Raw genomic sequence first — 24,070 nt, 5'->3', positions numbered from 1 at the left:
GGGGGCGGCGCGCGGCCGCCCGGATCATCGGGAAGAGGGGGCGGCGCGCGGCCGCCCCCAACGCCCTCAGACTCCCAACACCTTCTGGCGCATCATCAGGTTGGGCAACTCGGCCCACTTGGCGTAGCGCGCCGCCTGCTGGTTGAAGGCGGTGAAGGAGTCGTGCACCCGGCGGGTCAGCGGGTCGCGCTCGGCCATCTCGCCCAGCACTTCCTTGGTGGCCTCGCCCAGCGCCTCGACAATCTCGTCGCTGAAGGTGCGCAGCTCCACGCCCTTGTCGAGCAGCGGCTGCAGGCTGACCACGTTGTGGAAGGCGAAGTCGGCGATGGAAACCATCGAGGTGGCCTGCGCGGCGTGGGCGATGATGGCCTGAAGATCGTCCGGCAGGGCCCGGTAGCGGGCCTGGTTGACGATGATCTCCAGCGACGGCCCGGGCTCGTGGAAGGCCGGCATGTAGTAGTAGGGCGCCGCCTTGTAGAGCCCGAAGGCCAGATCGTTCCACGGCCCCACCCACTCGGCGGCATCCACCGTGCCCGACTGCAGGGCGGGGAAGATCTCGCCCGGCGGGGTCAGCACCACGGCCACGCCCAGGCGGCGCATCACCTCGCCCCCCAGGCCGGCGATGCGCATCTTGAGGCCCTTCAGGTCGTCCACCGTGTTGACCTCGCGGCGGAACCAGCCGCCGGCCTGCACCCCCGAACTGCCGGCGAAGAAGGGCTGGATGCCGAACGGCGCGTAGACCTCCTCCCACAGCGCCTGCCCCTCGCCGAAGTACAGCCAGCCGGCCAACTCCCAGGCGGTCAGGCCAAAGGGCACGGTGGTGAAATAGTTCAGCGACGGCGCCTTGCCCTGCCAGTAGTAGGGAGAGGCATGGCCGACCTGGGCGACATCGTTCTGCACCGCGTCCAGCACCTCGAACGGCGGCACCAGTTCGCCGGCCCCGAACAGCTTGATGACCAGCCGGCCGCCGCTCATGGCGGTGACCATCTCGGCGAAGCGCCCGGCGTTCACCCCCACCCCGGGGGCGTTCATCGGCCACGGCATGACCATGTTCCACTCGATGCGCTCCTGGGCGATGGCCGGCTTGGCCAGCCCCCCCGCCGCCCCGGCCACCAGACCGCCGGCGGTGCCGGCCAGGAAGCCGCGACGGCCGATTTCACGCTTGGTCATGCCTTGCTCTCCATGCCAAAAAACCGTGGGTGGCGCGGCCCGGCGCGCGGTCCGCGTCCGGGGACGTTCTAGAGCAGATCGTGCGAGATGTGAATCGCGGAGCGCTTCACATCTCGCACGATCCGCTCTCGATTTCAGATTTGGAGCAGGTCCATGCCGGGGAGTCGGGGGCGGGGAGTTGGGCAAGACCGCCTGCCCCGAGGCCGACGTGACTGCCCTGGCCCAAGCGAAACCCTGGTGGTCATCCAGGAGTCGTCGCACCGGCCGATGACGACCGCCCCGGACACCGCCGCCCCACCGACAGGGCGGCCTGAAGCGGCTGAGACCCCCCCGGCCTGGAGCATGCTGCGTGCTTTGTGAATCAGGCAGCATGCTCCAGGTTCTTGATATTGACGCAAATCGTCGTCGCCAACCGGTTCGGGCAACCCGTCCCGGATGGCTCGGGATGTGCTCTAAATCAGCCCGGCCAGCGGCGAACTGGGGTCGGCGTACTGCTTGCGGCCGATGCGCCCGGCCAGATAGGACAGCCGCCCGGCCTCGACGGCCAGTTTCATGGCCCGGGCCATGGCGATGGGGTCCTTGGCCCCGGCGATGGCGGTGTTCAGCAGCACCCCGTCGCAGCCCAGCTCCATGGCCACGGCGGCGTCCGACGCCGCCCCCACCCCGGCATCGACCAGCACCGGCACGCTGACGCTTTCCTTGATCAGGCGGATGGTCACCGGGTTGAGGATGCCCAGCCCCGAGCCGATCAGCGAGCCCAGCGGCATGATCGCCACGCAGCCCATGTCCTCCAGCCGTTTGGCCATGATCGGGTCGTCGGAGCAGTAGACCATCACCTTGAAGCCCTCGGCGATCAGCGTCTCCGCCGCCGCCAGGGTTTCGGTCATGTTGGGGTACAGGGTCTTGGTGTCGCCCAGCACCTCCAGCTTGACCAGATCCCAGCCGCCGGCCTCGCGGGCCAGACGCAGGGTGCGCACGGCGTCCTCGGCGGTGAAGCAGCCGGCGGTGTTGGGCAGGTAGGTGTAGCGCTTGGGGTCGACGTAATCGACCAGCATGGGCTGGCTGGGGTCGGTCACGTTGACCCGACGCACCGCCACCGTGACGATCTCCGCCCCGCTGGCCTCCAGGGCCCGGGCGGTCTCCTCGAAATCCTTGTACTTGCCGGTGCCGACCAACAGGCGCGAGGTGAAGCGCCGGCCCGCCACCTCGAAGCTGTCGGCGGCCTCCGGCGTGGTGTCGCCGCCGCCGATGAAGTGCACCACCTCGAGCTGGTCGCCGTCGCTCAGGGCCACCGCGTCGTAGGTGCTGCGCGGCACGATCTCGCGGTTGCGCTCCACCGCCACCTTGGCCGGGTCAAGCCCGGCGGCGGTCAGAAGACCGGCCACGGTGGTGTCGGGGTCGACGGTGCGGGAGTCGCCATTGAGGGTGATCTGCATGGGGGTTCCGGGGGCTGCGATGATTGGGGATGGGGTGGGGCACGGGGGCGGCCGGGCGCGCCAAAAGGGCGGGCGCCGACCCCGGCCCGGAGCGAACTTCAGATGATGCGGCTCAATATGAGCCGCCCCGCCGGGCCGTGCAACCCGCCCGGCCCCGGCGTCCGCCCGACCTCCCCGCGGGGCGCGGCGACTCGGCCCCGCGCGCGATGTTTGCCAGCCCGGCGGCCTGTGCTATACCCTGACCGTTCACCTTCGAACGGGCCCACCCTGAAAGGCCCCGTCCCCTTGCCCTTCCGCTCCGGACCGGCCCCCGTGTCGTTCAGTCTCCTCGTCCTCAACGGACCCAACCTCAACCTGCTGGGCACCCGCCAGCCGGAGGTCTACGGCCGCCAGACGCTGGACGACATCGCCGAGATGTGCCGCGCCACCGCCGATGAGTTGGGGGTGGAGCTGGACTTCCGCCAGAGCAACCACGAGGGCGAACTGATCACCTGGATCCAGCAGGCCCGCAACCTGAACGACGGCCTGATCCTCAATCCGGCGGCCCTGACCCATACCTCGGTCGGCCTGCTCGACGCCCTGCTGGCGGCCGAGTTGCCGACCATCGAAGTGCACCTGTCCAACCTCCACCAGCGGGAGGACTTCCGCCGCCACTCCTTCACCGCCCAGGCGGCGCTGGGCGTGATCGCCGGCCTCGGGGCCGAGGGCTATCGCCTCGCCCTGATCGCCCTCACCCGCCATCTGGCTGGCCAGATCGCCGATACGACCTGACCCCGCCCCCCCCCCCCCCCCCCCTCAAGACGCGAGCCGAGCAAAGACACCCGCCATGACCACCATCGATCACGACGCCGTGCGCCAACTGGCCGAGCTTCTCGACGACACCGGGCTGACCGAAATCGAATACCAGACCGACGAGGTGCGCATCCGGGTCGCCAAGTCGGCCCCGGCCGTCAGCTACATGGCCGCGCCGGTCGGCGCCGCCGCCCCGGCCGCCGCCAGCGCCGACGCGGCCGGCGAGGCCGACCCGGCGAGCCACCCGGGGGCCATCAAGGCGCCCATGGTCGGCGTCGTCTACGTCGCCCCGGAGCCCGGCGCGCCGCCCTTCGTCCAGGTCGGCGACAGCATCAGCAAGGGCCAGACCCTGTTCCTGATCGAGGCCATGAAGACCTTCAACCCGGTGCGCGCCGAGGTCGGCGGCCGAATCACCCGCATCCTGGTCGGCGACGGGCAGGCGGTGGAGTACGGTGAACCGCTGGTCATCGTCGAGTGAGCGGGGCCGGAGCTGACAACATGTTCGACAAGGTCCTGATCGCCAACCGGGGCGAGATCGCGCTGCGCATCCATCGGGCCTGTCGGGAGATGGGCATCAAGACGGTGGCCGTGCACTCGACCGCCGACGCCGCCGCCATGCACGTCCGGCTGGCCGACGAATCGGTCTGTGTCGGCCCGCCGGCGGCGCGCGACAGCTACCTCAACAAGGCCGCCATCCTGACCGCCGCCATGGTCACCGGGGCCGATGCCATCCATCCCGGCTACGGCTTCCTGTCGGAAAACGCCGACTTCGCCGAAATGGTCGAGGACCACGACCTGGCCTTCATCGGTCCCAGCCCCGAGCACATCCGCATGATGGGCGACAAGGTGCGCGCCAAGCAGGCGGCCCGCGAGTCCGGCCTGCCCTGCGTGCCGGGCAGCGACGGCGCCGTGGAGAGCGAGGCCGAGGCCGAGAAGGTGGCCGCCGAGATGGGCTATCCGGTGCTCATCAAGGCCTCCGCCGGCGGCGGCGGGCGCGGCATGAAGGTGGCCACCTCGCGCGAGGACCTGGGCGAGGCCTTCCGCACCGCCCGCGCCGAGGCCGCGGCCGCCTTCGGCAACCCCGAGGTCTACATCGAGAAATACCTGACCCGGCCGCGCCACATCGAGATCCAGGTGCTGGCCGACAACCACGGCAACGTCGTCCATCTGGGCGAGCGCGATTGCTCGTTGCAGCGCAAGCACCAAAAGGTGCTGGAAGAGGCCCCCTCGCCGGCCCTCAATGCCACCCAACGGGCCGAGATCGGCGAAGTGGTGCGCGCCGCCATGAGCCGCATCGGCTACCGCAACGCCGGCACCATCGAGTTCCTGTTCGAGGACGGCAAGTTCTACTTCATCGAGATGAACACCCGCCTGCAGGTGGAGCATCCGGTGACCGAGATGATCACCGGCATCGATCTGGTGCGCGAGCAGATCCGCATCGCCGCCGGGGCGCCGCTCGACGTGACGCAGGACAACCTGCGCATCATGGGCCACGCCATCGAGTGCCGCATCAACGCCGAGGACCCGCGCACCTTCGTCCCCAGCCCGGGCCGCATCGCCGGCTTCCATACCCCGGGCGGGCTTGGCGTGCGCGTCGATTCGGGGCTCTACGACGGGGCCATCATCCCGCCCCACTACGACAGCATGATCGCCAAGCTGATCGTCCACGGGCGCACCCGCAACGAATGCCTGATGCGCCTGCGCCGGGCCCTGGGCGAGTTCGTGGTGGAAGGGGTGAAAACCACCATCCCGCTGCACGAACAGCTGATCGCCAACCCCGATTTCGTGAACGGCGACTACGACATCCGTTGGCTGGAAGGCTTCGTCGACACCCTGTGCGACGACGACTGATCCCGCTGGCGGACGGGCGGAGGGACACGCCCCGGTGAGCGAGCTGACCCCGGAACTGGTGGTCCGGGCCTACACCATCGGGGTGTTCCCCATGGCCAAGGCCCGCCACGACCCCGACGTCTACTGGGTCGACCCCGAGGAACGGGGCATCCTGCCGCTCGACACCTTCCACGTCCCCCGCTCGCTGGCCAAGGTGCTGCGCCGCCAACCCTTCCGGGTCACCGTCAACCGGGCCTTCGAACAAACCATCGCCGGCTGCGCCGAAGCCACCGAGGACCGCCCGGAAACCTGGATCAATCCCGAGATCGAACGCCTGTTCGTCCAGCTCCACCGCCTGGGGCTGGCCCACAGCGTGGAAACCTGGCAGGGCGAGCGGCTGGTCGGCGGCATCTACGGACTGGCCCTGGCCGGCGCCTTCTTCGGCGAAAGCATGTTCAGCCGGGTGCCGGAAGCCAGCAAGGTGGCCCTGGTGCATCTGGTCAAGCGCCTCACCTTCGGCGGCTTCACCCTGTTCGACACCCAGTTCACCAACCCCCACCTGCTGCGCTTCGGCGCCGTCGACATCCCACGGCTCGACTACCACCAACGCCTGCGCCAGGCCCTGGAAACCCCCGCCGACTTCCACGCCCTGCCGGAAGACTGAGGCCGGCGGCCACACCAAGGGGGCGCCGCCCCTTTGAAATCCCCGCTGGGGAGGCCGGGAGGCCTCCCCAGACCCCACCATGAGTCAAAAACCCGCCAGGGGGCTTGCCCCCCTGGCGGGTTTTTGAGTCACGGCGGGGGTCCGGGGGGGCCCCTGGTCCCCCCGGCGGGGGTTCCAAGGGGGCAGCGCCCCCTTGGCGTGGCCGCCCGGCCTCAGTCTTTCCAGCGACGGTGGACCCACAGCCATTGTTCGGGATGTTGGCGGATCCAGGTTTCCAGCAGGTGGTTCAAGCGGGTCATCATCTGTCGGGCGTCGGTTTCGCGGTCGCCGCTGTCGGGCAGGTCCAGGGGCGGGTGGACGGTGACCCGGAAGCGGGCGCCGTTCAGGCGTTCCACCTGGACCGGGAGGACCGGGCATTTGAAGCGCAGGGCCATCTGGGCGGTGGCCGGGGCGGTCATGGCGGGACGTCCGAAGAAGGGAAGCTCGATGCCGTCGTTCATTTTCTGGTCGACCAGCAGGCCCAGGTGGCGGCCCTCGCGCAATGCTTTCAGGGCCTGACGGGCACCCTCGCTGCCCTTGGGGATCAGTCGGCTCTCGGGGTGCGGGCGGCGGCGATCATACAGCCAGCCGAGCCACGGGTTGTTGGCCGCCCGGTAGACCACATCGAGGACAATGCCGTGCTTGGCCGCGGCCGGTCCCAGCACCTCCCAGTTGGCCAGATGGCCGGACGCGAAGATCGAGGGGCCACCGTCCTGGATCGGGGCGACATGCTCGGCCCCGACCACCTCCAGCCGCGCCGGGTCGCCCATCTTGTCGAGATGTGGCACCTCGGCGATGACGCGGCCCAGGTTGTCCCACATGCCGCGCAACACCGCCTCGCGCCGGGCCTCGTCCAGTTCGGGCAGGGCGGCGGCCAGATTGCGCCGGCCCACCCGGTGCACGCCACTGCGCGGTCCGATGGCCCGGCCCAGCCTGCCGCCCAGGGCCGAGGCAGCATCCACCGGCAGCAGGCGGAACAGCCCGAAGGCAAGGCCCAGGGCGGCGGCTTCCAGGCCCCATTTCACGGACTGGCGGAAGGATCGGGCGGTCACGGGAGGCGGCTCTCCTTGAAGCGGGCGAACAAGTCGTCGAGCAGGGCCTCGACGGCCACGGGGGCGGGCCAGTCCACCGACAGGCCGATGACGTTGACCTGTTGGCGCTGGTCGGCCGGCAGGCGCACCGCGTCCTTGGCCGTGGTCGCCACCGCCGCGCCGAGGGCGAAGGCTTCGTCGAGGATGGGCTGGATGTCGGTCGGCCGATAGGGGAAGTGATCGGCGAAGGGATGGCGCGCCACCACCCGGACCCCGGCCTCGGCCAGACCGTCGAAGAACTTGTCGGGCCGCCCGATGCCGGCGAAGGCGACCACCGGCCGGCCGAGCAGCGCGGCGATCTGTGGCCCGGGCTGGAAGTGGGCGGTCAGGCGTGGCCGGCGCGGCGACAGGCGGGCGTGCAGGCGGTGCCTGTCGGGCCCCACCACGACCACCGCGTCGGCCCGCGCCAGCCCGGCCTTCCAGGGTTCGCGCAAGGGGCCGGCGGGGATCACCCGGTGATTGCCGAACCCGAACACGCCGTCGATGACGACCAGCGACAGGTCCTTGATCAGTCCCGGGTTCTGGTGGCCGTCGTCCATCACGATGACCTCGGCGCCCAGCTCCTCGGCCAGCGCGGCGCCGGCCGCCCGGTCGGCGGAAAGGACGGTCATCGCCACCTCGGCCAGCAGCAGGGCCTCGTCGCCCACCGCCTCGGCGTCGTGGCGGGCGGGATCGACCCGCAGCGGCCCGCGCGCCTGCCCGCCGTGGCCCCGGGTGAGGAAGGCCACGGTCCGGCCGCGCCCCTGGAGGCGGCGCCCCAGGTCGAGCGCGATGGGCGTCTTGCCGGCCCCGCCGGCGGTCAGGTTGCCGACACAGAGCACCGGCACGCCGGCCCGCGCCGGCCGGGCGCCGCGCCGCCTCAGCCAGCCGCCCAGGGTGTAGAGCCCGCCCAACGGCCCGAGCAGCCGGGGCAGCGGGCCATCGGCCCGCCAGAAGGGGGGCGCCTTCATGGCGCCGAGCCTTCGGCCGGCGGGATGGGGGGGCGGCCCATGTCGCGGTCGGCCTCGACCAGCAGGCGGTTCATTTCGTCTTCGAGGTCGGCCTGTTTGCGCACCAGCAGAGCGGCGTCGGCATCGGCCGGCACGCGGATCGGGGTGCCCCAGCGCAGCACCCCCCGGGTGAACGGAAAGGCGACCAGGAAGCGGTCCCAGGAGCCCAGATTGGTCCCCCGGCGGGCCGAGAAGCTGGCCGGCAGGATGGGCGCCCCGGTCAGCCGGGCGAGCGCCACGGCGCCGCCATCGGCCCGCTGGCGGGGACCGCGCGGGCCATCCGGGGTGATCCCCACCCAACCGCCATCCTTGAGCACCCGGACCATGCGCCGCACCGCCGCGGCGCCGCCCTTCGAGCTGGAGCCGGCCACCGTCTGGATGCCGAAATGGGCCACCGTGCGGGCGATGAACTGGCCGTCGCGGTGCTGGCTGATCAGCATGTGGATGGGGTGGGCGTGATCCCAGATCATCGGCATCATCAGGAGGCGACCGTGCCAGAAGGCCAGGATGAAGGGGCGCCCCTCGGCCCACAGGCGGCGCGCCTCTTGGTCGCCCTCGACCGACCAGCGGCCACTCGCCCAGACGGCGCGGATGTACAGCGAGCCCAGCCAGCACAAAAGACGGCGCAGGGCGTCGCTGTTGCCGAGCCGCTTCAGAAGGCGGCGCGGCCAGGAACGGCGGAATGGGGGGGCGGCGGGTTCCAGGGGGCCGACTCCGGCAGGCTGGCGGGGAGCCCTGGATAGCCCGGGGGCGCCGCCTCCGGCAAGCCCGGGGGCAACTCGCCACGTTTCAGAGCGGAAACAGGTCAGAGCGGAAACAGGTCAGAGCAGGAACAGGTTGTTCAGGGCGTCGGCCAGATCATCGCCGAAGCGCGGCCCCTTGCGGATCACCGGCACGCCACCGGGAACCAGGGCGAGGTAGGGGTCGTCGGCATCCAGGCTGGTGATCAGCGCGGTGGGGATGTTGCGGGTCGCCGGCATGGCATGCAGGGCGCCGACCAGATCGATGCCCGACAGCTCGGGCATGACGGCGGAGACGATCACCATGTCGGGCTGGGTGCGCACGATCAGCGGGATCGACTCGAAGGTCGAGCTGCACACCACCGGGCGGTAGCCGCACTCCTTCAATTCGCGCTCGACGAAGTGGGTCGCCGCGCCGTGCAGCATGACCAGCATCACCTCGACGTCGCGCACCTCGATGTCGCCCAGCTCGAAGGTCGCCTTGACCGGCATGCCGCGCACCAGTTGCCGGGGGTCGGCGTCGTGCGGGATGCGTCCCTCGGTCACGTCGAGCATGGTTTCGGTGAAATGGGCCAGGTCGTCGAAGGCCCGGGGCGGCAGCCGCTTGACCCCGGAAAGGTAGTCCTCCATCCGGTGGGCCAGGGTGTTGAGCAGCCGAAAGCCCAGGTTGGCGGCCTGCCCGCGCACGCTGACCGCCACCTTGCGCACCTCGTGGACCAGGGCGGCCTCGTCCCGGCGGCCGTGGCGGGCCTCTTCCAGGCTCAACTCCAGTTGGCGCAGAAGGTCGCGCACCTCGTCCAGGTACTCGGCCCGCATCTCGCTGACGATCTCGTCAACGCCGGCGCCATAGCGGTCCTTCAGGTCCTCGTCCATCGACCGTTCCCCACCGCCGCATGGCCTTTCAGCAAGGCGGCCTTTCAGGAGGGCATTTACAGATAACCTTTCTGAGCCATCGGGGCGCACCGAGGCAAGCCCGGCCTTGGTCGGGCCTGCGCCAGGACGGAACGGATGATTGAACCGGCGGCCCCGGGGCGATAAGCAGGGTTGGCCAGTGTCCCCTCCCATCCCCTTGATTTCGCGCCATGGCTCCGCCTCCCCTGCTCACCCTCGACGGTATTCGCCTCGGTTTCGGCGGCCGCCCGCTGTTCACCGACATCGATCTGGCGGTGGCCACCGGCCAGCGGCTGTGTCTGGTCGGGCGCAACGGATCGGGCAAATCGACCCTGCTCAAGGTGTGCGCCGGGCTGATCGAGCCCGACTCGGGCAGCCGCGCCCTGTCGCCCGGCGCCCTGGCGCGCTACCTGCCGCAGGAGCCGGAGATGCCGCCGGCCGAGACGGTGCGCGCCTGGATCGCCGGCGGCCTGTCCGAGGTGGCGGCCGGCGACGACCACAAGGCCGACATCCTGATCGACCAGTTGGGCCTGCCCGCCGAGGCCGCCCTGGGCACCCTGTCGGGCGGCCAGAAGCGCCGCGTCGCCCTGGCCCGGGCGCTGATCGGCGAGCCCGATCTTTTGCTGCTCGACGAGCCGACCAACCATCTGGACCTGGCCGCCATCGGCTGGCTGGAGGCGCGCCTTCAACGCCATCGCGGGGCGCTGCTGGTGATCAGCCACGACCGCGCCTTCCTGGAGCGGGTGACCAACCAGACCCTGTGGCTGGACCACGGCACCCTGCGCCGCGCCGAAACCGGGTTCGCCGGCTTCGAGGCCTGGGCCGAGGCGGTGATGGAGGCCGAGGCCCAGGCGGCCCACAAGCTGAACCGCAAGATCGCCGAGGAAACCCGCTGGCTGCGCGAGGGCCTGAGCGCCCGCCGGCGGCGCAACATGGGCCGGGTGCGCCGCCTCCAGGAGTTGCGCCAGCAACGCACCGACGCCGTGGCCCGCCTCGGCCGGGCGGCGCTGGCCGCCGAGGCGGGCAGCCTGTCGGGCAAGCTGGTCATCGAGGCCGAGCAGGCCAGCGCCGGCTATGACACCGAGCGGCCGATCATCCGCGACCTTTCCCTGCGCGTGCTGCGCGGCGACCGCATCGGCATCGTCGGCGCCAACGGGGCCGGCAAGACCACCCTGGTCCGCCTGCTGATCGGCCAGCTCGCCCCCCTGGGCGGCACCATCCGCCACGGCACCAACCTGACCCCGGCGGTGCTCGACCAGGACCGGGCCGGGCTCGATCCGGAGGCCACCCCGTGGCAGGTGCTGGTGCCCAAGGGCGGCGACCAGATCGAGGTCAACGGCCGCTGGCGCCATGTGGCCGGCTACCTCAAGGACTTCCTGTTCGAGGACCGGCAGTTCCGAAGCCCCGTGTCCAACCTTTCGGGCGGCGAGCGCAACCGCCTGCTGCTGGCCCGCGATCTGGCCCGGCCGGCCAACCTGATGGTGCTCGACGAGCCGACCAACGACCTGGACATGGACACCCTGGACCTTTTGGCCGAGGTGCTGACCGACTACGAGGGCACGCTGATCCTGGTCAGCCACGACCGCGACTTCCTCGACCGTCTGGTCACCGCCACCCTGGTCATCGAGGCCGACGGCCGGGTCAGCGAGTATGCCGGCGGCTATTCCGACGCCCTGGCCCAGCGCGGCGCGCCGCTGGTCAGGCCGCTGGGCGACAGCCCGACCACCCCCGGCAAGACCCCCAAGGCCGCCAAGGCGCCGGGCGACAAGCCCGCCGGCAATTCGACCACCAAGCCAACCGGCGGCCGCCAGGCCAAGCTGAGCTACAAGGAAACCCGCGATCTCGAGCTGCTGCCAGCCCGGGTGGCCGAACTCGAGGATCAGGCGGCGGCCCTGGAAGCGGCCCTGGCCGACCCCGAGGCCTACAGCCGCGACCCCGCCGCCTTCCAGGCCAACACCGAAAAGCTGGCCGCTCTCCGGGCCGAGCTGGAAGCGGCCGAACACCGCTGGCTGGAGTTGTCCCTGAAACAGGACGAACTGGGCGGCGGGTAAGGCGCCTCCCCTCAGCGGGCGGCCATCACCATGTCGTCGAACTGGTTGAGCAGGCCGAGCAGGGTGTCCGCCTCCGGCAGGCGGCTGTGATAGTCGTACTGGCGCAGGGCGAGAACGCCGACCTGTGCTTTTTTCCGGCAGATCGCCAGCCCGCACCCGCTGGCGGGCGGCGGGCAGGAAGGAGACCTGCAACCAGGCCTCGAAGCCGGCCCCGCCGAGCGGGTGGTCGGCCCCCTCGGGCGGCGGGTCGCGCCACCAGCCGAGGCGTCTCAACTCCGCCTCGACCAGATCGAGTTGGGTCAGCAGGGCGGCTGTCGCCGCCGGGCCGGGGGGTGTTCGGGGGCGGGCCATGGGGGCTCCTCCCTGTCGGCGCCCGACGACGGGCGGGGGCTCCAGCATAACCCGGGCCGGCCGGCGCCGCGCCCCTTTCCCCAATCTCGCCACATTTGGCGCCCAGCCTGAGGAGGCGGAAGAGCCGCCTGGACGCCTTGCGCCAGTCGGCCCCGAGCAGAGCATTGGTTGGTTCGTTTCCTGGCATTTCCAGCAGAAGGAACACCCCATGCGCACCCTCCTGCCCACCCCCCTGTCCAAATTGGCGCTCGGCGGACTCGCCGTCGCCCTGGCCCTCGCCCTCCACACGCCCGACGCCCGGGCCGACTATCAGATGTGCCTGCCGGGCTACATCAACGGCCACACCACCGCCGTCAATTTCCAGCCCTCGCAGAGTGGGCGCGGCAGTTTCAACGGCATCCGGGTCAGCGAGCTTCGGGTCAGCGGGGCCGGCGTGAAAATCGCCAGCCGCGGCGGCACGGTCTACTACGAGGGGCCGCTTCGGATGGGCCAGTACATCGCGCTGCCCACCCACCGCGACCTGATCTGGACCGGCTACGCCAGCAACAAGAACCACGGCAACGGCATCTGCGTCGAACCGCAGTACTGACCCGCGCGCCCACGCTCGGTCCCGGGCCGGCCGGACAAAAAAAATGCCCCCGGGACGAACCCGGGGGCAAAGTCGAAAACAGGGAGGCTTTACGTCTGGGAGACGTAGGATCCGAAGACCCTTCGGACAGGGCAGTGCGCCCCGTCCTGAAACGATGGGCCCTGGGGAGGAGAGAGATAGGGACCCATCGAAGATCACTGTTTGCGGGCCGTCGGCGAAGCGCCGTGTTGCGCCGCAACATCTGACGCCCCCTATGTACGGTTTCGCCGCCGGGCGGTCCACCCAAAAAACCACAGTCCGGCCATGCGCATCGCGCATGGCACGCGGCGGCGAGCCATTCAGCGCACCTGATAGCGCCAGCGGGCCACCGTCTCGGCCAGGTGCTCCGGGTCGTCCACGTCGCGCAGCCAGGCCTCGGAGAAGCGGGCGGTGGCGCTGCGCGGCTGGTGCACCTGCTCCAGTTCGGAAAAGCTCAGGCGCAGCGGCACCGCCACCCCCTCGCCGACCGCCACCGCCTCCTGCGGACGCATGGCGGGCAGCGCCGAGAGCAGCCCCTGGGCCCCCTCCGGCAAGGCCCGGCGGACGAACTCCTGGTCGCGCTCGTTGTTCATGCGCAGGGCCAGGATGGTGCCGCACTGCGACAGGATGCCGGTCGACAGCTCGCTCGGCCGCTGGCTGACCAGCCCCACCGAAACGCCGTACTTGCGCCCCTCCTTGGCGATCCGCGACAGGGCCCGCTTGGTCGGCCCGAAGCCCAGGTCGTCGCGCTCGGGCATGTAGCGGTGCGCTTCCTCGCAGATCAGCAGCACCGGCACGGCGCGCGCCGCCTGGCTCCACAGGCCGACGTCGAAGATCACCCGGCACAGCACGCTGACCACCACGTCGACCACCTCGCCGGGCACCGCCGACAGGTTGACGATGGTCATCGGCCGGCCCTCGGTGGGGCGGCGCAGCAGGCGGGCGATCAGCTCGGCCAGATTGTCGCGCACCACCAGGCCGGAGAACATGAAGGCGAAGCGGCGATCGTTGTTGAGGCTTTCCAGGCGGGTGATCAGGCGCAGGTAGGGGGCCGAGGAGTCCGGCTTGTCCAGCTTGCCCATGGCGTTCTTCAAAAGGCGCAGAAGGTCGTGCAGGCGGTAGGGGGTGGGGGTGTCGACGGTCATGAACTCCAGGCCGTCGGCGTCCTGGTAGTAGGCCCGGCGGGCCTGGGTCACCGCCTCCTTCAGGATCTGCCGTTCGGCGTGGCGGTGGGGGCTGTCCTTGGCGATCAGGACCTCGCTGATCTCCTCCAGGTCGAGCAGCCAGTAGGGCAGTTGCAGGTTGGCGGGGTCGATCACCTGGGCGACGTCGGCGAAGGCGGTCTCGTACTCGTCGTGGGGGTCGAGCAGGATCATGTGGGCGGCCGGCATCTGGTCCAGCATGCGGCGCAGGATCAGGGTGACGGCGCACGACTTGCCCGAGCCGGTGGTGCCCAGGATGGCGAAGTGCTTGCCCAGGGTCTCGTCGACCATCAGGTAGGCCGGCAGGTCGGGGTCGTGGTGGGTGCGCCCGATCTCGATGCTGGCCCCGCCCGGCCGGGCGTAGACCTTGGCCGAATCGGCGCGGGTGGTGTAGTGCACCGGTCCGCCGAGCAGCGGATACCACGACACGCCGCGCTGGAAGCGGCCCTCCTGGCCCTCTTTCAGCGGGATCTGACCCATCAGGGCGATCCGGGCCAGCGGCTTGCCGCCGGCCGCCGCCAGCGATTCCACCACCCCGAAGATGCGCGCCTGCCCGGTCGGCATGACCAGCAGGGTGCCGATGCGGATTTCCGGAGCGCGGCCGTCGCGGTCGGGCAGCAGGGCGGCCATGACGTGGGCGGCGGTGATCTCGTCGATGCGGGCAATGGCCTCGGACTGCGGGTTGGCGTCGGTCATGGGCACTCCTCCCGGGGGTCGGCCTCATGTTGCACCGCCCCGCCGCCAACGCCAAGTATCCACCATCACCGCCCCCGCCGGGGCCGGCCCTGGCTCATCCTCGAGGGAGGTCACATCACCATGCCCGCATCCGTGTTGCGCCCCGTCGTTCTCGGCCTGCTGGTCGCCCTTGCCCTGTCGCCCATCCTGCCCGGCCCGCTCCTGGCGGCCGAGTTCGGCGAAACCATCGGCACGGTCAGCCGGGCGCTGGCGCCGGCCGACGCCATCCGCCGGGGCCAGCCGATCCCCCTTGAGCGGGGCGACGCCATCCGCTTTGGCGACGACCTGACGACCGGCGTCGATGGCCGGCTGGAGGTGGTGTTCACCGACGACACCCGCCTCACCCTGGGCGAGCGCAGCGCGGTGACGGTGGATTCCTACGTCTTCACCCCGGCCGGCGGCGAGGGCACCTGGCGCCTGCTGTCGGGCGTCTTCCGCATGGTCACCGGAGAGATCGCCAGGCGCCAACCGGACAAGGTCACGGTGGCCACGCCGGTGGCGACCATCGGCATTCGCGGCACCGATTTCTGGGGCGGCCGCCTGAAAGACAATCCACTGGCGGTGCTGACCCTTGACGGCCACATCGAGGTCAGCGCCCCGGGGGGCCGGATCAGTCTGGGCCCGGGCGAGGGAGCGGTGTTCACCAGTGCCGAGGCGGCCCCGTCGGGGGTCGGCCCGTGGACGCCGGCGCAGGTGGAAAGCGCCGTCAGAACCGTGCGCTTCCCCGACGACTCCTCGTGGACCCCCCGGCCGGGCTCCGCACCCCCCGCCAGCCCCTACTGAGCCGCCCCGAAGGCCGGTTGGCCGCCGCCCCGATCCGCCTGATCGGCGCTTTCGATGTCAGCAAACAATCATTTTGCCCTTGAATCGGCGGTCACATGGGCGTACCTAAAGAGCACTAAAAAGGTCCTCATTGAGAGGCGGAGGAAACGACCTTGCGGATCAACAAGTTGACGGACTACTCGGTGGTTGTTTTGGTGGACATGACACGAAACCCCCAAGTTCGCAGCGCCCATCAGATCGCCGCCGAAACCGGCGTGCCACTGCCCACGGTGGCCAAGATCATGAAGGCGCTGACGCGCGACGGTCTGGTCGTCTCGCAGCGCGGCGCCGCCGGCGGATATGCCCTGGGCCGGCTGCCCGAGCGCATCACCGTGGCCGACATGATCCAGGCCATCGAGGGGCCGATCGCCCTCACCTCGTGCGTCGGCGAGGCCGAGCATGAGTGCGGGATCGGCCCGATCTGCCCCATGCAGGGCCAGTGGCACCGCGTCAACGATGCCGTCCGTCAGGCCCTGGGTGCGGTGACCCTGGCCGAGATGGCCGGCGGCGGGCCGCCACTGGCCGATCACAACAGGCCGGTCGCGGCCCCGCCCATGGCCGCCACCGGCTGACCCCCGCCCTTTCGACCCACGCGACTTCTTCCAGACCCTAAGGACCCGGCAGACCATGGCGATCAGCGAACAGACGGTGGAAACGGTCGCCGACCTTGGCCGCTACAAGTACGGCTTTTCCACCGACATCGAGTCCGACAAGGCCCCCAAGGGCCTGACCGAGGACACCATCCGCTTCATCTCGGCCAAGAAGAACGAGCCGGCGTGGCTGCTCGAGTGGCGCCTGGGGGCCTTCCGGGCCTGGAAGGAGATGCCGGAGCCCGAGTGGGCCAAGCTCGACTATCCGCCGATCGACTACCAGGACGCCTACTACTACGCCGCGCCCCGGCAGAAGCCCAAGCTGAAGAGCCTGGACGAGGTCGACCCGGAGCTGCTGCGCACCTACGAAAAGCTGGGCATCCCCTTGAAGGAGCAGGCCAAGCTGGCCGGTGTGGAAGGCGCCGACGAGATGGCCTCCGGCATGCCCGGGGTGGCGGTGGACGCGGTCTTCGACAGCGTCTCGGTGGCCACCACCTACAAGGCCAAGCTGCGCGAGATGGGCGTGCTGTTCATGTCCATCTCCGAAGCGGTGCAGGAATTCCCCGATCTGGTGCAAAAGTACCTGGGCAGCGTGGTGCCGCCGGGCGACAACTTCTTCGCCTGCCTCAACTCGGCGGTCTTCACCGATGGCAGCTTCGTGCTGGTGCCCAAGGGCCTGCGCTGCCCCATGGAGCTGTCCACCTACTTCCGCATCAACGAGAAGAACACCGGCCAGTTCGAGCGCACCCTGATCGTCGCCGAGGAAGGCTCCTACGTCTCCTACTTGGAGGGCTGCACCGCCCCGCAGCGCGACGAGCACCAGTTGCACGCCGCCGTGGTCGAGCTGGTGGCGCTGGACGACGCCGAGATCAAGTACTCCACGGTGCAGAACTGGTACCCCGGCGACGAAAGCGGCAAGGGGGGCATCTACAACTTCGTCACCAAGCGGGCCGCCTGCCGGGGGCGCAATTCCAAGGTCAGCTGGACCCAGGTCGAGACCGGCTCGGCGATCACCTGGAAGTACCCCAGTTGCATCCTGCAGGGCGACAACTCGCAGGGCGAGTTCTACTCGGTGGCCATCACCAACAACCGCCAGCAGGCCGACACCGGCACCAAGATGATCCACATCGGCAAGAACACCCGCTCGCGCATCGTCTCCAAGGGCATCTCGGCGGGGCGCGCCGAGCAGACCTATCGCGGGCTGGTCAGGGTGCTGCCCCGGGCCGAGGGAGCGCGCAACTTCACCCAGTGCGATTCGCTGCTCATCGGCGACCGCTCGGCGGCCCACACCGTGCCCTACATCGAAAGCCGCAACCCCGGCGCCCAGCTCGAGCACGAGGCGACGACCAGCCGCATCAGCGACGACCAGATGTACTACTGCCAGCAGCGCGGCATCGACCCGGAAGAGGCGGTGGCGCTGATCGTCAACGGCTTCTGCCGCGACGTGCTGCAGACCCTGCCCATGGAATTCGCCGTCGAGGCCCAGAAGCTGGTCGGCATCAGTCTTGAGGGCAGCGTCGGCTGACCCCGCCCGTCCGTGTCCCCCATGTTCCCGTGGAGCGTCCTTTCGCCATGCCCCTGATCGAGATCAAGAACCTGCACGCCCGGATCGGCGAGCGCGAAATCCTCAAAGGCATCAACCTCGCCATCGAGCCGGGCACGGTGCACGCCGTGATGGGCCCCAACGGGGCCGGCAAGAGCACCCTGTCCAACGTCATCGCCGGCCGCGAGGGCTACGAGGTGACCGAGGGCGAGATCCTCTTCAACGGCGAGAACATCGCCGAGCTGTCCCCCGACGAGCGGGCCCGGGCGGGCATCTTCCTGGCCTTCCAGTACCCGGTGGAAATCCCCGGCGTCACCCTGTCGACCTTCCTCAAGGCGGCCCTGAACGCGCGGCGCAAGGCGGCCGGCGAGGCGGAGATCGCCCCGGTCGAGTTCCTCAAGCTGATGCGCGACACGGCGCGCCGCCTGAACCTGCCCGACGATCTGATCCGCCGGCCGGTGAACGTGGGCTTCTCCGGCGGCGAGAAGAAGCGGGCCGACATTTTCCAGATGTCGGTGCTGGAACCCACCCTGTGCCTGCTCGACGAGACCGACTCAGGGCTCGACATCGATGCCCTGAAGGTGGTCTCCGAGGGGGTCAACGCCCTGCGCAGCCCCGAGCGCGGCTTCCTGGTCATCACCCACTACCAGCGCCTGCTCAACCACATCGTGCCCGACGTGGTCCACGTCTTCGCCGACGGGCGCATCGTCAAGACCGGCGACGCCTCCCTGGCCGAGGAGCTGGAAGCCAACGGCTACGCCGACTACACCGACGCCGCGTGAGCCCCATGACCGACCATCCCCTGCCCTTCATCGAGCACCTGACCGAGGCCGCCGCCCACCTGCCCGGCGGCCCGACGGCGGCCGCCCTGCGCCAGCGCGGGCTCGACCACTGGTGTGCCCTGGGCCTGCCCGGACGGCGCAGCGAGGCCTTCAAGTACACCCGCCTGGACGGCCTGAAGGACATCGGCTTCCACGCCGCGCCGCTGCGCGATCCGCACCCGGCGGCCGACATCCCGGCCGGCGACGCCCTGACCGGCGACGCCCACGTGGTGGTGATGGTCAACGGCCGCTGCTCACCCCACCTGTCGGACCTCGACCGCCTGCCGGACGGGGTCAAACTGGACAGTCTGCGCGCCGTGCTGGAAAGCGAACCGGAGAGCCTGGACGATCTGCTCGGCCGGCAGATCAACACCGAACACCACCCCTTCGCCGCGCTGAACACCGGCCTTTTGGCCGATGGCGTGGTCCTCACCATCGCCCCCGGCACCACCCTGGAGCGGCCGATCCACCTGATCCATGTGGGCGAGACCGCCGACCACGCCCTGGCCGTACACCCCCGGGTGCTGGTCCGCCTGGGCCAGGGCAGCGCGGCGACCCTGCTGGAAAGCCGCATCGGGGTCGGCGGGGCGCCGTGTCTGATGAACAGCGTGACCGAGATCCTGCTCGAGGCCGAGGCGACGCTTGACCATGTCAGCCTCCTGAACCTGCCGGAGGGCTTCACCAGCCTCGCCCTGGCCGGCATCGACCTGGGCCAAAAGGCGCGCTACCACGGCTTCATCATGGGCCTGGGCGCCGGCATGGCGCGCCACGAGACCCGCATCCGCCTCAGCGGCGAACAGGCCCACGCGGGGCTCGACGCGGCGGCCGTGCTGGCCGGCAACCAGCACCTGGACATCACCACCCTGATCGAGCACGCGGTGCCCCAGTGCACCAGCACCCAGACGGTGAAAAGCGTGCTCGACGACAGCGCCCGGGGCGTCGTCCAGGGCAAGGTGGTGGTGGCGCCGGACGCCCAGAAGACCGACGCCCGCCAGCAGTTCCGCGCCCTCCTGCTGTCGCCCAAGGCCGAGGCCGACACCAAGCCGGAGCTGGAAATCTACGCCGACGACGTGGCCTGTGCCCACGGCGCCGCCACCGGGGCGCTGGACGCCGAGCAACTGTTCTACCTGACCAGCCGGGGAATCGACCCCAGGACCGCCCGCGGCCTGCTCATCGAGGGCTTCCTGGCCGAGGCCCTGGAGCGCGTCCCCGGCGGGGCGCACGGCCCCCGCGACTCGCTGGCCGACCTGCTGGCCCGGCGGCTGTCGGGCCGCCTCGCCGCCACCCCGGACGCGGAGGCCACGCCATGACCCACCTCGCCCCGGCCCACACCGACACCGGCGCCAACGCCGCCTTCGACGTGGAGGTGGTGCGCCGCGACTTCCCGGTGCTGTCGCGCCAGGTGCACGGCAAGCCGCTGGTCTACCTGGACAGCGGCGCCTCGGCCCAGAAGCCGCGTCAGGTGCTGGACACCATGCGCGCCGTCTACGACTGGGAATACGCCAACGTCCATCGCGGCGCCTACTTCCTGTCGCAGCAGGCGACCCGCCGCTACGAGGACGCCCGGGGCACCGTGGCCCGTTTCATCGGCGCCGCCAGCCCCGACGAGATCGTCTTCACCCGCGGCGCCACCGAGGCCATCAATCTGGTTGCCCAGACCTTCGGGCGGGCCAACCTCACGGCCGGCGACGAGATCGTCATCACCGCCCTGGAGCACCACTCCAACATCGTCCCCTGGCAGATGCTGCGCGACGAAAAGGGCCTTGTGCTCAAGGTGGTGCCGGTCGGCGATGATGGTTCGGTATCCCTGGAGGACGTCGCCGCCGCCCTCTCCGAGCGCACCCGGCTGGTCGCCGTGGCCCACGTCTCCAACGTGCTGGGCACCGTGCTGCCGGTCAAGGAAATCGCCGAGATGGCCCACAAGATAGGCGCCACGGTGCTGCTCGACGGCTGCCAGGGCGTCGTCCACCTGCCGGTCGACGTGGCCGAGCTGGGCTGCGACTTCTACGTCTTCAGCGGCCACAAGCTGTACGGCCCGACCGGCATCGGTGTGCTGTGGGGGCGCCACGAGCTGCTGGCCGCCATGCCCCCCTGGCAGGGCGGCGGCGACATGATCGCCTCGGTGACCTTCGAGAAAAGCACCTGGGCCGAACCGCCGGCCCGCTTCGAGGCCGGCACCCCGGCCATCGTCCAGGCGATCGGCCTGGCCGCCGCCATGGAGTGGCTGGACGACCTCGACCGGGCGGCCGTCCACGCCCACGAAAGCGCCCTGATGGCCCACGCCATGCAGACCCTGGGCGCGTTGGACGGCATCACCCTGTTCGGCACCACGCCGGGCAAGGCGGCGGTGATCGCCTTCGCCGTGGATGGCGCCCACCCGCACGACGTCGCCGCCCTGCTCGACCGCCAGGGCATCTGCGTGCGGGCCGGCCACCACTGCGCCGAACCCCTGATGGGCCGCTTCGGCGTGCCCGGCATGGTCCGGGCCAGCCTCGGCCTTTACAACCACCGCCAGGACATCGATGCCCTGGCGGCCGGCCTGACCAAGGCGCGCCAGATGCTCGCCTGACCCCCCGTTGGAACCGCTTTTGCCAGCAGGAAGGACCGTTACCGCCATGATGCCGATGCATCCCATGATGAGCCGCGCCGCCACCCCGCCGCCCGACGAGGGCTTCGAGGCGACCGCCGGCCAGCCCCTGACCGAGGGCACCGCCCCGGCCGACGAAGCCGCCGTGATCGAGGCGCTGAAGACCGTTCACGACCCGGAAATCCCGGTCAACATCCACGACCTGGGGCTGATCTACGAGCACACCGTCGACGACAAGGGCGACGTCTTCGTGGTCATGACCCTGACCGCCCCGGCCTGCCCGGTGGCCGGCGAGTTGCCCGGCGAAGTGGCCGAGGCGGTGGCCCGCGTCGAGGGCGTGGGCAAGGTCACCGTGCGCCTGACCTGGGAACCGCCCTGGACCCCGGCCCGCATGAGCGACCTGGCCAAGGTCGCCCTGGACATGTTCTGAGCCACACCGCCCGGCTGAAAGGTGCCTTCATGACCCTGCTCTCCCTGACCGACGCCGCCGCCGAGCGGGCCCGCCAGTTGCTCGACGGCGCCAGCCCCGGGGCCGGCCTCAGGCTCGGTGTGAAATCGGCCGGCTGCTCGGGCTTCAAGTACACCATCGAACTGGCCGACAGCCCCGGCGCGCTCGACGACGTGGTCGAGGCCAAGGGGGTGCGCCTGTTCGTCGACCCGATGGCCACCATGTACCTGCTGGGGGCCGAAATGGACTTCACCCGGGACAAGCTGCAAAGCGGCTTCGTGTTCAGCAATCCCAACGAAAGCGCACGCTGCGGCTGCGGCGAAAGCGTCGCCTTCGGCTAGGGCCTGTGGACAATACGCTGCTGATCGACGGCCCGGCGGACGGCGCCACCCTGGTCCTGGCCCACGGCGCCGGCGCCCCCATGGACAGCCCGTTCATGGACAGCTTCGCCCACGGGCTGGCCGAACGGGGCCTGAGGGTGGTCCGCTTCGAGTTCCCCTACATGGCCCGGCGGCGCACCGAGAACCGCAAGTTCCCGCCCGACCGCCAACCGCGCCTGCTGGCCCACTGGCGCGCCGTGATCGACCATCTGGGCGGGCCCGCCCCCCTGGTCATTGGCGGCAAGTCCATGGGTGGGCGCATGGCCACCCTGGTCGCCGCCGACCTGGAACACGCCGGCACCCCGGTGCGCGGCGTGGTCTGCCTGGGCTACCCCTTCCACGCCCCGGGGCGAAGCGAGCCGCGCATCGCCCACTTCGAGAGCCTCGCCACCCCCACCCTGATCTGCCAGGGCAGCCGCGACAGCATGGGCAAACAGGACGAGGTGACCACCTACCCCCTGCCCGCCACCACCCGCCTCCACTGGCTGGAAGACGGCGACCACGACCTGAAACCCCGCGTCGCCTCCGGCCGGACCATGAAACAGAACCACCAGGAAGCCATGGACGCGGTGACGGCTTTCATGGGCAGGCTGGAGCGGTAGAAGGGGGGCTAATACCAGACGGCGATGAGAGAAACTCACCGCCGGTTGGTATGAATGAAAGGGGCTTTGCCCCTTTGAAACCCCACCGGGGGAGCCAGGGGCTCCCCCGGACCCCCTCCATTCATTCATTGATCGCCGAGCGAGCGGAACGCTCGGATGGGTTTTCGCAGGCCAGCAAAGCTGGCCTGCAACCAAACACCATGAGCGTTCCACTCCGTAGGCGTGCTTGTTCACCAACGAATTGGCGGGGTCCGGGGGGACCCTGTCCCCCCGGCGGGGTCAAAGGGGCAGAGCCCCTTTTTGTCTTCAAAGGCGCGCGCCGTCGTCGGCCGGCAGATGCCGGGCTCGGGGCGCACGCGGGGCAGAGCCCCTTTTTGTCTTCAAAGGCGCGCGCCGTCGTCGGCCGGCAGGTGCCGGGCTCGAAAGGCGCAGCGTCCCTTTGCCTTGGCCCCTTGGCAGGTGCTATTGAGGGCTCCCCTTCAGTCTCCCGTGGAAAGCTGTCCTGCGCATGCCCTCCCCTTTGCCCGATGGTCTCGGTTTCCGTGTCCTGGCGACCGATGGCGCGGCGCGGCGGGGGCGGCTTTTGACCGCCCATGGCACGGTGGAGACGCCGGCCTTCATGCCGGTCGGCACGGCGGCCACGGTGAAGGCGATGATGCCGGAGACGGTGGCCGCCACCGGGGCCGAGATCCTGCTCGCCAACACCTATCATCTGATGCTGCGCCCGGGGGCGGAGGCGGTGGCGGCGCTGGGCGGCCTGCACCGCATGATGGACTGGCCGCGCCCCATCCTGACCGACAGCGGCGGCTTTCAGGTGATGAGCCTGGGCGATCTGTGCCGCATCGACCCCGATGGCGTGACCTTCAAGAGCCACCTCGACGGTTCGACCCACCGGTTGACCCCGGTGCGGGCCATCGACATCCAGCACAAGCTGGACGCCACCATCAGCATGGTGTTCGACGAGTGCACCCCCTTTCCGGCCGAGCATGAGGTGGCCGCCGCCTCCATGCGCCGCTCCATGGACTGGGCGGCGCGCTGCCGGGAGGCTTTCGTGCCACGCCCGGGCTACGGGCTGTTCGGCATCGTCCAGGGCGGCGTCTACCCCGACCTTCGGGCGGAAAGCGCCGCTCGGCTGATCGACATCGGTTTCGAGGGCTATGCCATCGGCGGTCTGGCGGTGGGCGAGGGTCAGGCGGCGATGTTCGAGACCCTGTCGGCCACCGTGCCCCATCTGCCCACCGACCGCCCCCGCTACCTGATGGGCGTCGGCAAGCCCGAGGATCTTCTGGGCGCGGTGGCGCGCGGGGTGGACATGTTCGACTGCGTGCTGCCCACCCGTTCCGGGCGCACCGCCCAGGCCTTCACCCGGCGCGGCCCGCTCAATTTGCGCAACGCCCGCCACAAGGCCGACCCCCGGCCGCTGGACGAGGCCTGCGGCTGCCCGGCCTGCCGGCGTTTTTCGCGGGCCTACCTGCACCACCTGATCCGGGCCGGGGAAATCCTTGGCCTGATGCTGCTGACCACGCACAATGTCACGCTCTATCAGGACCTGATGGCCGACCTCAGGCAGGCCATCGCCGAGGGCCGCCTGAAGGCCGAGCTTGAGGCCTGGAGAAACGGCTTGGCGCGCGGCGACGTGAGCCCTATGTGATGCGGAATTTCGCCCTCCGGCCCACCAACGGCGGTTGT

General features: G+C 70.3%; 23 protein-coding genes. 16 read left to right on the top strand and 7 right to left on the bottom strand.

Annotation, left to right across the window (positions count from 1 at the left end; genetic code table 11):
• Positions 1–66 precede the first annotated feature (66 nt).
• Positions 67–1,170, bottom strand: coding sequence for a TRAP transporter substrate-binding protein (locus BLR95_RS01805; RefSeq protein WP_092614425.1), 1,104 nt, complete (start codon positions 1,168–1,170; stop codon positions 67–69).
• Positions 1,171–1,622: 452 nt separating this feature from the next.
• Complete coding sequence (gene thiS, locus BLR95_RS01800; protein ID WP_092614422.1) at positions 1,623–2,606, bottom strand: sulfur carrier protein ThiS; 984 nt, start codon at positions 2,604–2,606, stop codon at positions 1,623–1,625.
• A gap of 312 nt (positions 2,607–2,918) precedes the next feature.
• Between thiS and aroQ the strand changes: the two genes are divergently transcribed.
• Genes aroQ through aat form a run of 4 tightly spaced genes read left to right on the top strand, consistent with a single transcriptional unit; the run spans position 2,919 to position 5,892 of the window.
• Positions 2,919–3,377: a type II 3-dehydroquinate dehydratase gene (gene aroQ, locus BLR95_RS01795; protein ID WP_245689176.1), complete on the top strand. Its 459-nt coding sequence runs from the start codon at positions 2,919–2,921 to the stop codon at positions 3,375–3,377.
• A 55-nt stretch (positions 3,378–3,432) separates the two neighbouring features.
• The gene (gene accB, locus BLR95_RS01790) at positions 3,433–3,876 is read left to right on the top strand and encodes an acetyl-CoA carboxylase biotin carboxyl carrier protein (protein ID WP_092614419.1); all 444 of its coding nucleotides are present in this window, start codon (positions 3,433–3,435) and stop codon (positions 3,874–3,876) included.
• Between the two features lie 20 nt (positions 3,877–3,896).
• Positions 3,897–5,249, top strand: a complete 1,353-nt coding sequence (gene accC, locus BLR95_RS01785; RefSeq protein ID WP_092614416.1) for an acetyl-CoA carboxylase biotin carboxylase subunit — start codon at positions 3,897–3,899, stop codon at positions 5,247–5,249.
• 34 nt (positions 5,250–5,283) lie between these two features.
• Entirely contained in the window at positions 5,284–5,892 is a 609-nt protein-coding gene (gene aat, locus BLR95_RS01780; RefSeq protein ID WP_092614413.1) for a leucyl/phenylalanyl-tRNA--protein transferase, read from the top strand.
• 212 nt (positions 5,893–6,104) lie between these two features.
• Here the strand turns inward: aat and BLR95_RS01775 are convergent, their stop codons facing one another.
• From BLR95_RS01775 to BLR95_RS01760, 4 genes are all read right to left on the bottom strand, one after another.
• Positions 6,105–6,983, bottom strand: coding sequence for a lysophospholipid acyltransferase family protein (locus tag BLR95_RS01775; RefSeq protein ID WP_245689174.1), 879 nt, complete (start codon positions 6,981–6,983; stop codon positions 6,105–6,107).
• On the bottom strand, positions 6,980–7,972 hold the full coding sequence (lpxK, locus tag BLR95_RS01770; protein ID WP_092614410.1) for a tetraacyldisaccharide 4'-kinase: 993 nt from the start codon (positions 7,970–7,972) through the stop codon (positions 6,980–6,982). Before lpxK ends, BLR95_RS01775 begins: the two co-directional genes overlap by 4 nt.
• Complete coding sequence (locus BLR95_RS01765) at positions 7,969–8,628, bottom strand: lysophospholipid acyltransferase family protein (RefSeq protein WP_245689172.1); 660 nt, start codon at positions 8,626–8,628, stop codon at positions 7,969–7,971. The genes lpxK and BLR95_RS01765 overlap by 4 nt, the downstream gene beginning before the upstream one ends.
• 204 nt (positions 8,629–8,832) lie before the next feature.
• On the bottom strand, positions 8,833–9,624 hold the full coding sequence (locus BLR95_RS01760; protein WP_092614404.1) for an Hpt domain-containing protein: 792 nt from the start codon (positions 9,622–9,624) through the stop codon (positions 8,833–8,835).
• 209 nt (positions 9,625–9,833) lie between these two features.
• On the opposite strand from BLR95_RS01760, the gene BLR95_RS01755 reads away from it, so the two are divergent.
• Positions 9,834–11,693: an ABC-F family ATP-binding cassette domain-containing protein gene (locus tag BLR95_RS01755; RefSeq protein WP_092614401.1), complete on the top strand. Its 1,860-nt coding sequence runs from the start codon at positions 9,834–9,836 to the stop codon at positions 11,691–11,693.
• Between the two features lie 559 nt (positions 11,694–12,252).
• Positions 12,253–12,633 carry a hypothetical protein gene (locus tag BLR95_RS01750; RefSeq protein ID WP_092614398.1) on the top strand — a complete coding sequence of 127 codons (381 nt, stop codon included), beginning with the start codon at positions 12,253–12,255 and terminating at the stop codon, positions 12,631–12,633.
• 338 nt (positions 12,634–12,971) lie between these two features.
• Here the strand turns inward: BLR95_RS01750 and BLR95_RS01745 are convergent, their stop codons facing one another.
• The gene (locus BLR95_RS01745; protein WP_092614395.1) at positions 12,972–14,549 is read right to left on the bottom strand and encodes an ATP-binding protein; all 1,578 of its coding nucleotides are present in this window, start codon (positions 14,547–14,549) and stop codon (positions 12,972–12,974) included.
• 120 nt (positions 14,550–14,669) lie between these two features.
• On the opposite strand from BLR95_RS01745, the gene BLR95_RS01740 reads away from it, so the two are divergent.
• The 10 genes from BLR95_RS01740 (at position 14,670) to tgt (ending at position 24,032) form a co-directional block, all read left to right on the top strand.
• Positions 14,670–15,371, top strand: coding sequence for a FecR family protein (locus BLR95_RS01740; RefSeq protein WP_092614392.1), 702 nt, complete (start codon positions 14,670–14,672; stop codon positions 15,369–15,371).
• A gap of 152 nt (positions 15,372–15,523) precedes the next feature.
• Positions 15,524–15,982 (top strand): SUF system Fe-S cluster assembly regulator, encoded by a 459-nt coding sequence (locus tag BLR95_RS01735; RefSeq protein ID WP_092614389.1) that lies wholly within the window; start codon positions 15,524–15,526, stop codon positions 15,980–15,982.
• Positions 15,983–16,037: 55 nt separating this feature from the next.
• Entirely contained in the window at positions 16,038–17,525 is a 1,488-nt protein-coding gene (sufB, locus tag BLR95_RS01730) for a Fe-S cluster assembly protein SufB (RefSeq protein WP_092614387.1), read from the top strand.
• A gap of 47 nt (positions 17,526–17,572) precedes the next feature.
• Positions 17,573–18,325, top strand: coding sequence for a Fe-S cluster assembly ATPase SufC (gene sufC, locus BLR95_RS01725; protein ID WP_218119449.1), 753 nt, complete (start codon positions 17,573–17,575; stop codon positions 18,323–18,325).
• Between the two features lie 5 nt (positions 18,326–18,330).
• The gene (sufD, locus tag BLR95_RS01720; protein ID WP_143130908.1) at positions 18,331–19,674 is read left to right on the top strand and encodes a Fe-S cluster assembly protein SufD; all 1,344 of its coding nucleotides are present in this window, start codon (positions 18,331–18,333) and stop codon (positions 19,672–19,674) included.
• Positions 19,671–20,933: an aminotransferase class V-fold PLP-dependent enzyme gene (locus BLR95_RS01715; protein ID WP_092614381.1), complete on the top strand. Its 1,263-nt coding sequence runs from the start codon at positions 19,671–19,673 to the stop codon at positions 20,931–20,933. Before sufD ends, BLR95_RS01715 begins: the two co-directional genes overlap by 4 nt.
• Positions 20,934–20,979: 46 nt before the next feature.
• Positions 20,980–21,381: a DUF59 domain-containing protein gene (locus tag BLR95_RS01710; RefSeq protein ID WP_092614378.1), complete on the top strand. Its 402-nt coding sequence runs from the start codon at positions 20,980–20,982 to the stop codon at positions 21,379–21,381.
• A gap of 29 nt (positions 21,382–21,410) precedes the next feature.
• Complete coding sequence (locus BLR95_RS01705) at positions 21,411–21,740, top strand: HesB/IscA family protein (RefSeq protein WP_092614376.1); 330 nt, start codon at positions 21,411–21,413, stop codon at positions 21,738–21,740.
• Between the two features lie 5 nt (positions 21,741–21,745).
• Complete coding sequence (locus BLR95_RS01700) at positions 21,746–22,381, top strand: alpha/beta fold hydrolase (protein WP_092614373.1); 636 nt, start codon at positions 21,746–21,748, stop codon at positions 22,379–22,381.
• A gap of 508 nt (positions 22,382–22,889) precedes the next feature.
• Positions 22,890–24,032 carry a tRNA guanosine(34) transglycosylase Tgt gene (gene tgt / locus BLR95_RS01695; protein WP_092614370.1) on the top strand — a complete coding sequence of 381 codons (1,143 nt, stop codon included), beginning with the start codon at positions 22,890–22,892 and terminating at the stop codon, positions 24,030–24,032.
• Positions 24,033–24,070: the final 38 nt, after the last annotated feature.

Source organism: Roseospirillum parvum (assembly GCF_900100455.1).
GTDB lineage: Bacteria > Pseudomonadota > Alphaproteobacteria > Rhodospirillales > Rhodospirillaceae > Roseospirillum > Roseospirillum parvum.
This window is presented reverse-complemented; position numbering and strand designations above follow the sequence as displayed.

Bases quoted from the DNA above. Each gene is read 5' to 3' on its own strand.
- BLR95_RS01805 (WP_092614425.1), bottom strand. From the start codon at position 1,170: ATGACCAAGCGTGAAATCGGCCGTCGCGGCTTCCTGGCCGGCACCGCC.
- thiS (WP_092614422.1), bottom strand. From the start codon at position 2,606: ATGCAGATCACCCTCAATGGCGACTCCCGCACCGTCGACCCCGACACC.
- accB (WP_092614419.1), top strand. From the start codon at position 3,433: ATGACCACCATCGATCACGACGCCGTGCGCCAACTGGCCGAGCTTCTC.
- accC (WP_092614416.1), top strand. From the start codon at position 3,897: ATGTTCGACAAGGTCCTGATCGCCAACCGGGGCGAGATCGCGCTGCGC.
- lpxK (WP_092614410.1), bottom strand. From the start codon at position 7,972: ATGAAGGCGCCCCCCTTCTGGCGGGCCGATGGCCCGCTGCCCCGGCTG.
- BLR95_RS01760 (WP_092614404.1), bottom strand. From the start codon at position 9,624: ATGGACGAGGACCTGAAGGACCGCTATGGCGCCGGCGTTGACGAGATC.
- BLR95_RS01755 (WP_092614401.1), top strand. From the start codon at position 9,834: ATGGCTCCGCCTCCCCTGCTCACCCTCGACGGTATTCGCCTCGGTTTC.
- BLR95_RS01750 (WP_092614398.1), top strand. From the start codon at position 12,253: ATGCGCACCCTCCTGCCCACCCCCCTGTCCAAATTGGCGCTCGGCGGA.
- BLR95_RS01745 (WP_092614395.1), bottom strand. From the start codon at position 14,549: ATGACCGACGCCAACCCGCAGTCCGAGGCCATTGCCCGCATCGACGAG.
- BLR95_RS01740 (WP_092614392.1), top strand. From the start codon at position 14,670: ATGCCCGCATCCGTGTTGCGCCCCGTCGTTCTCGGCCTGCTGGTCGCC.
- sufB (WP_092614387.1), top strand. From the start codon at position 16,038: ATGGCGATCAGCGAACAGACGGTGGAAACGGTCGCCGACCTTGGCCGC.
- sufC (WP_218119449.1), top strand. From the start codon at position 17,573: ATGCCCCTGATCGAGATCAAGAACCTGCACGCCCGGATCGGCGAGCGC.
- sufD (WP_143130908.1), top strand. From the start codon at position 18,331: ATGACCGACCATCCCCTGCCCTTCATCGAGCACCTGACCGAGGCCGCC.
- BLR95_RS01715 (WP_092614381.1), top strand. From the start codon at position 19,671: ATGACCCACCTCGCCCCGGCCCACACCGACACCGGCGCCAACGCCGCC.
- BLR95_RS01710 (WP_092614378.1), top strand. From the start codon at position 20,980: ATGATGCCGATGCATCCCATGATGAGCCGCGCCGCCACCCCGCCGCCC.
- BLR95_RS01705 (WP_092614376.1), top strand. From the start codon at position 21,411: ATGACCCTGCTCTCCCTGACCGACGCCGCCGCCGAGCGGGCCCGCCAG.
- tgt (WP_092614370.1), top strand. From the start codon at position 22,890: ATGCCCTCCCCTTTGCCCGATGGTCTCGGTTTCCGTGTCCTGGCGACC.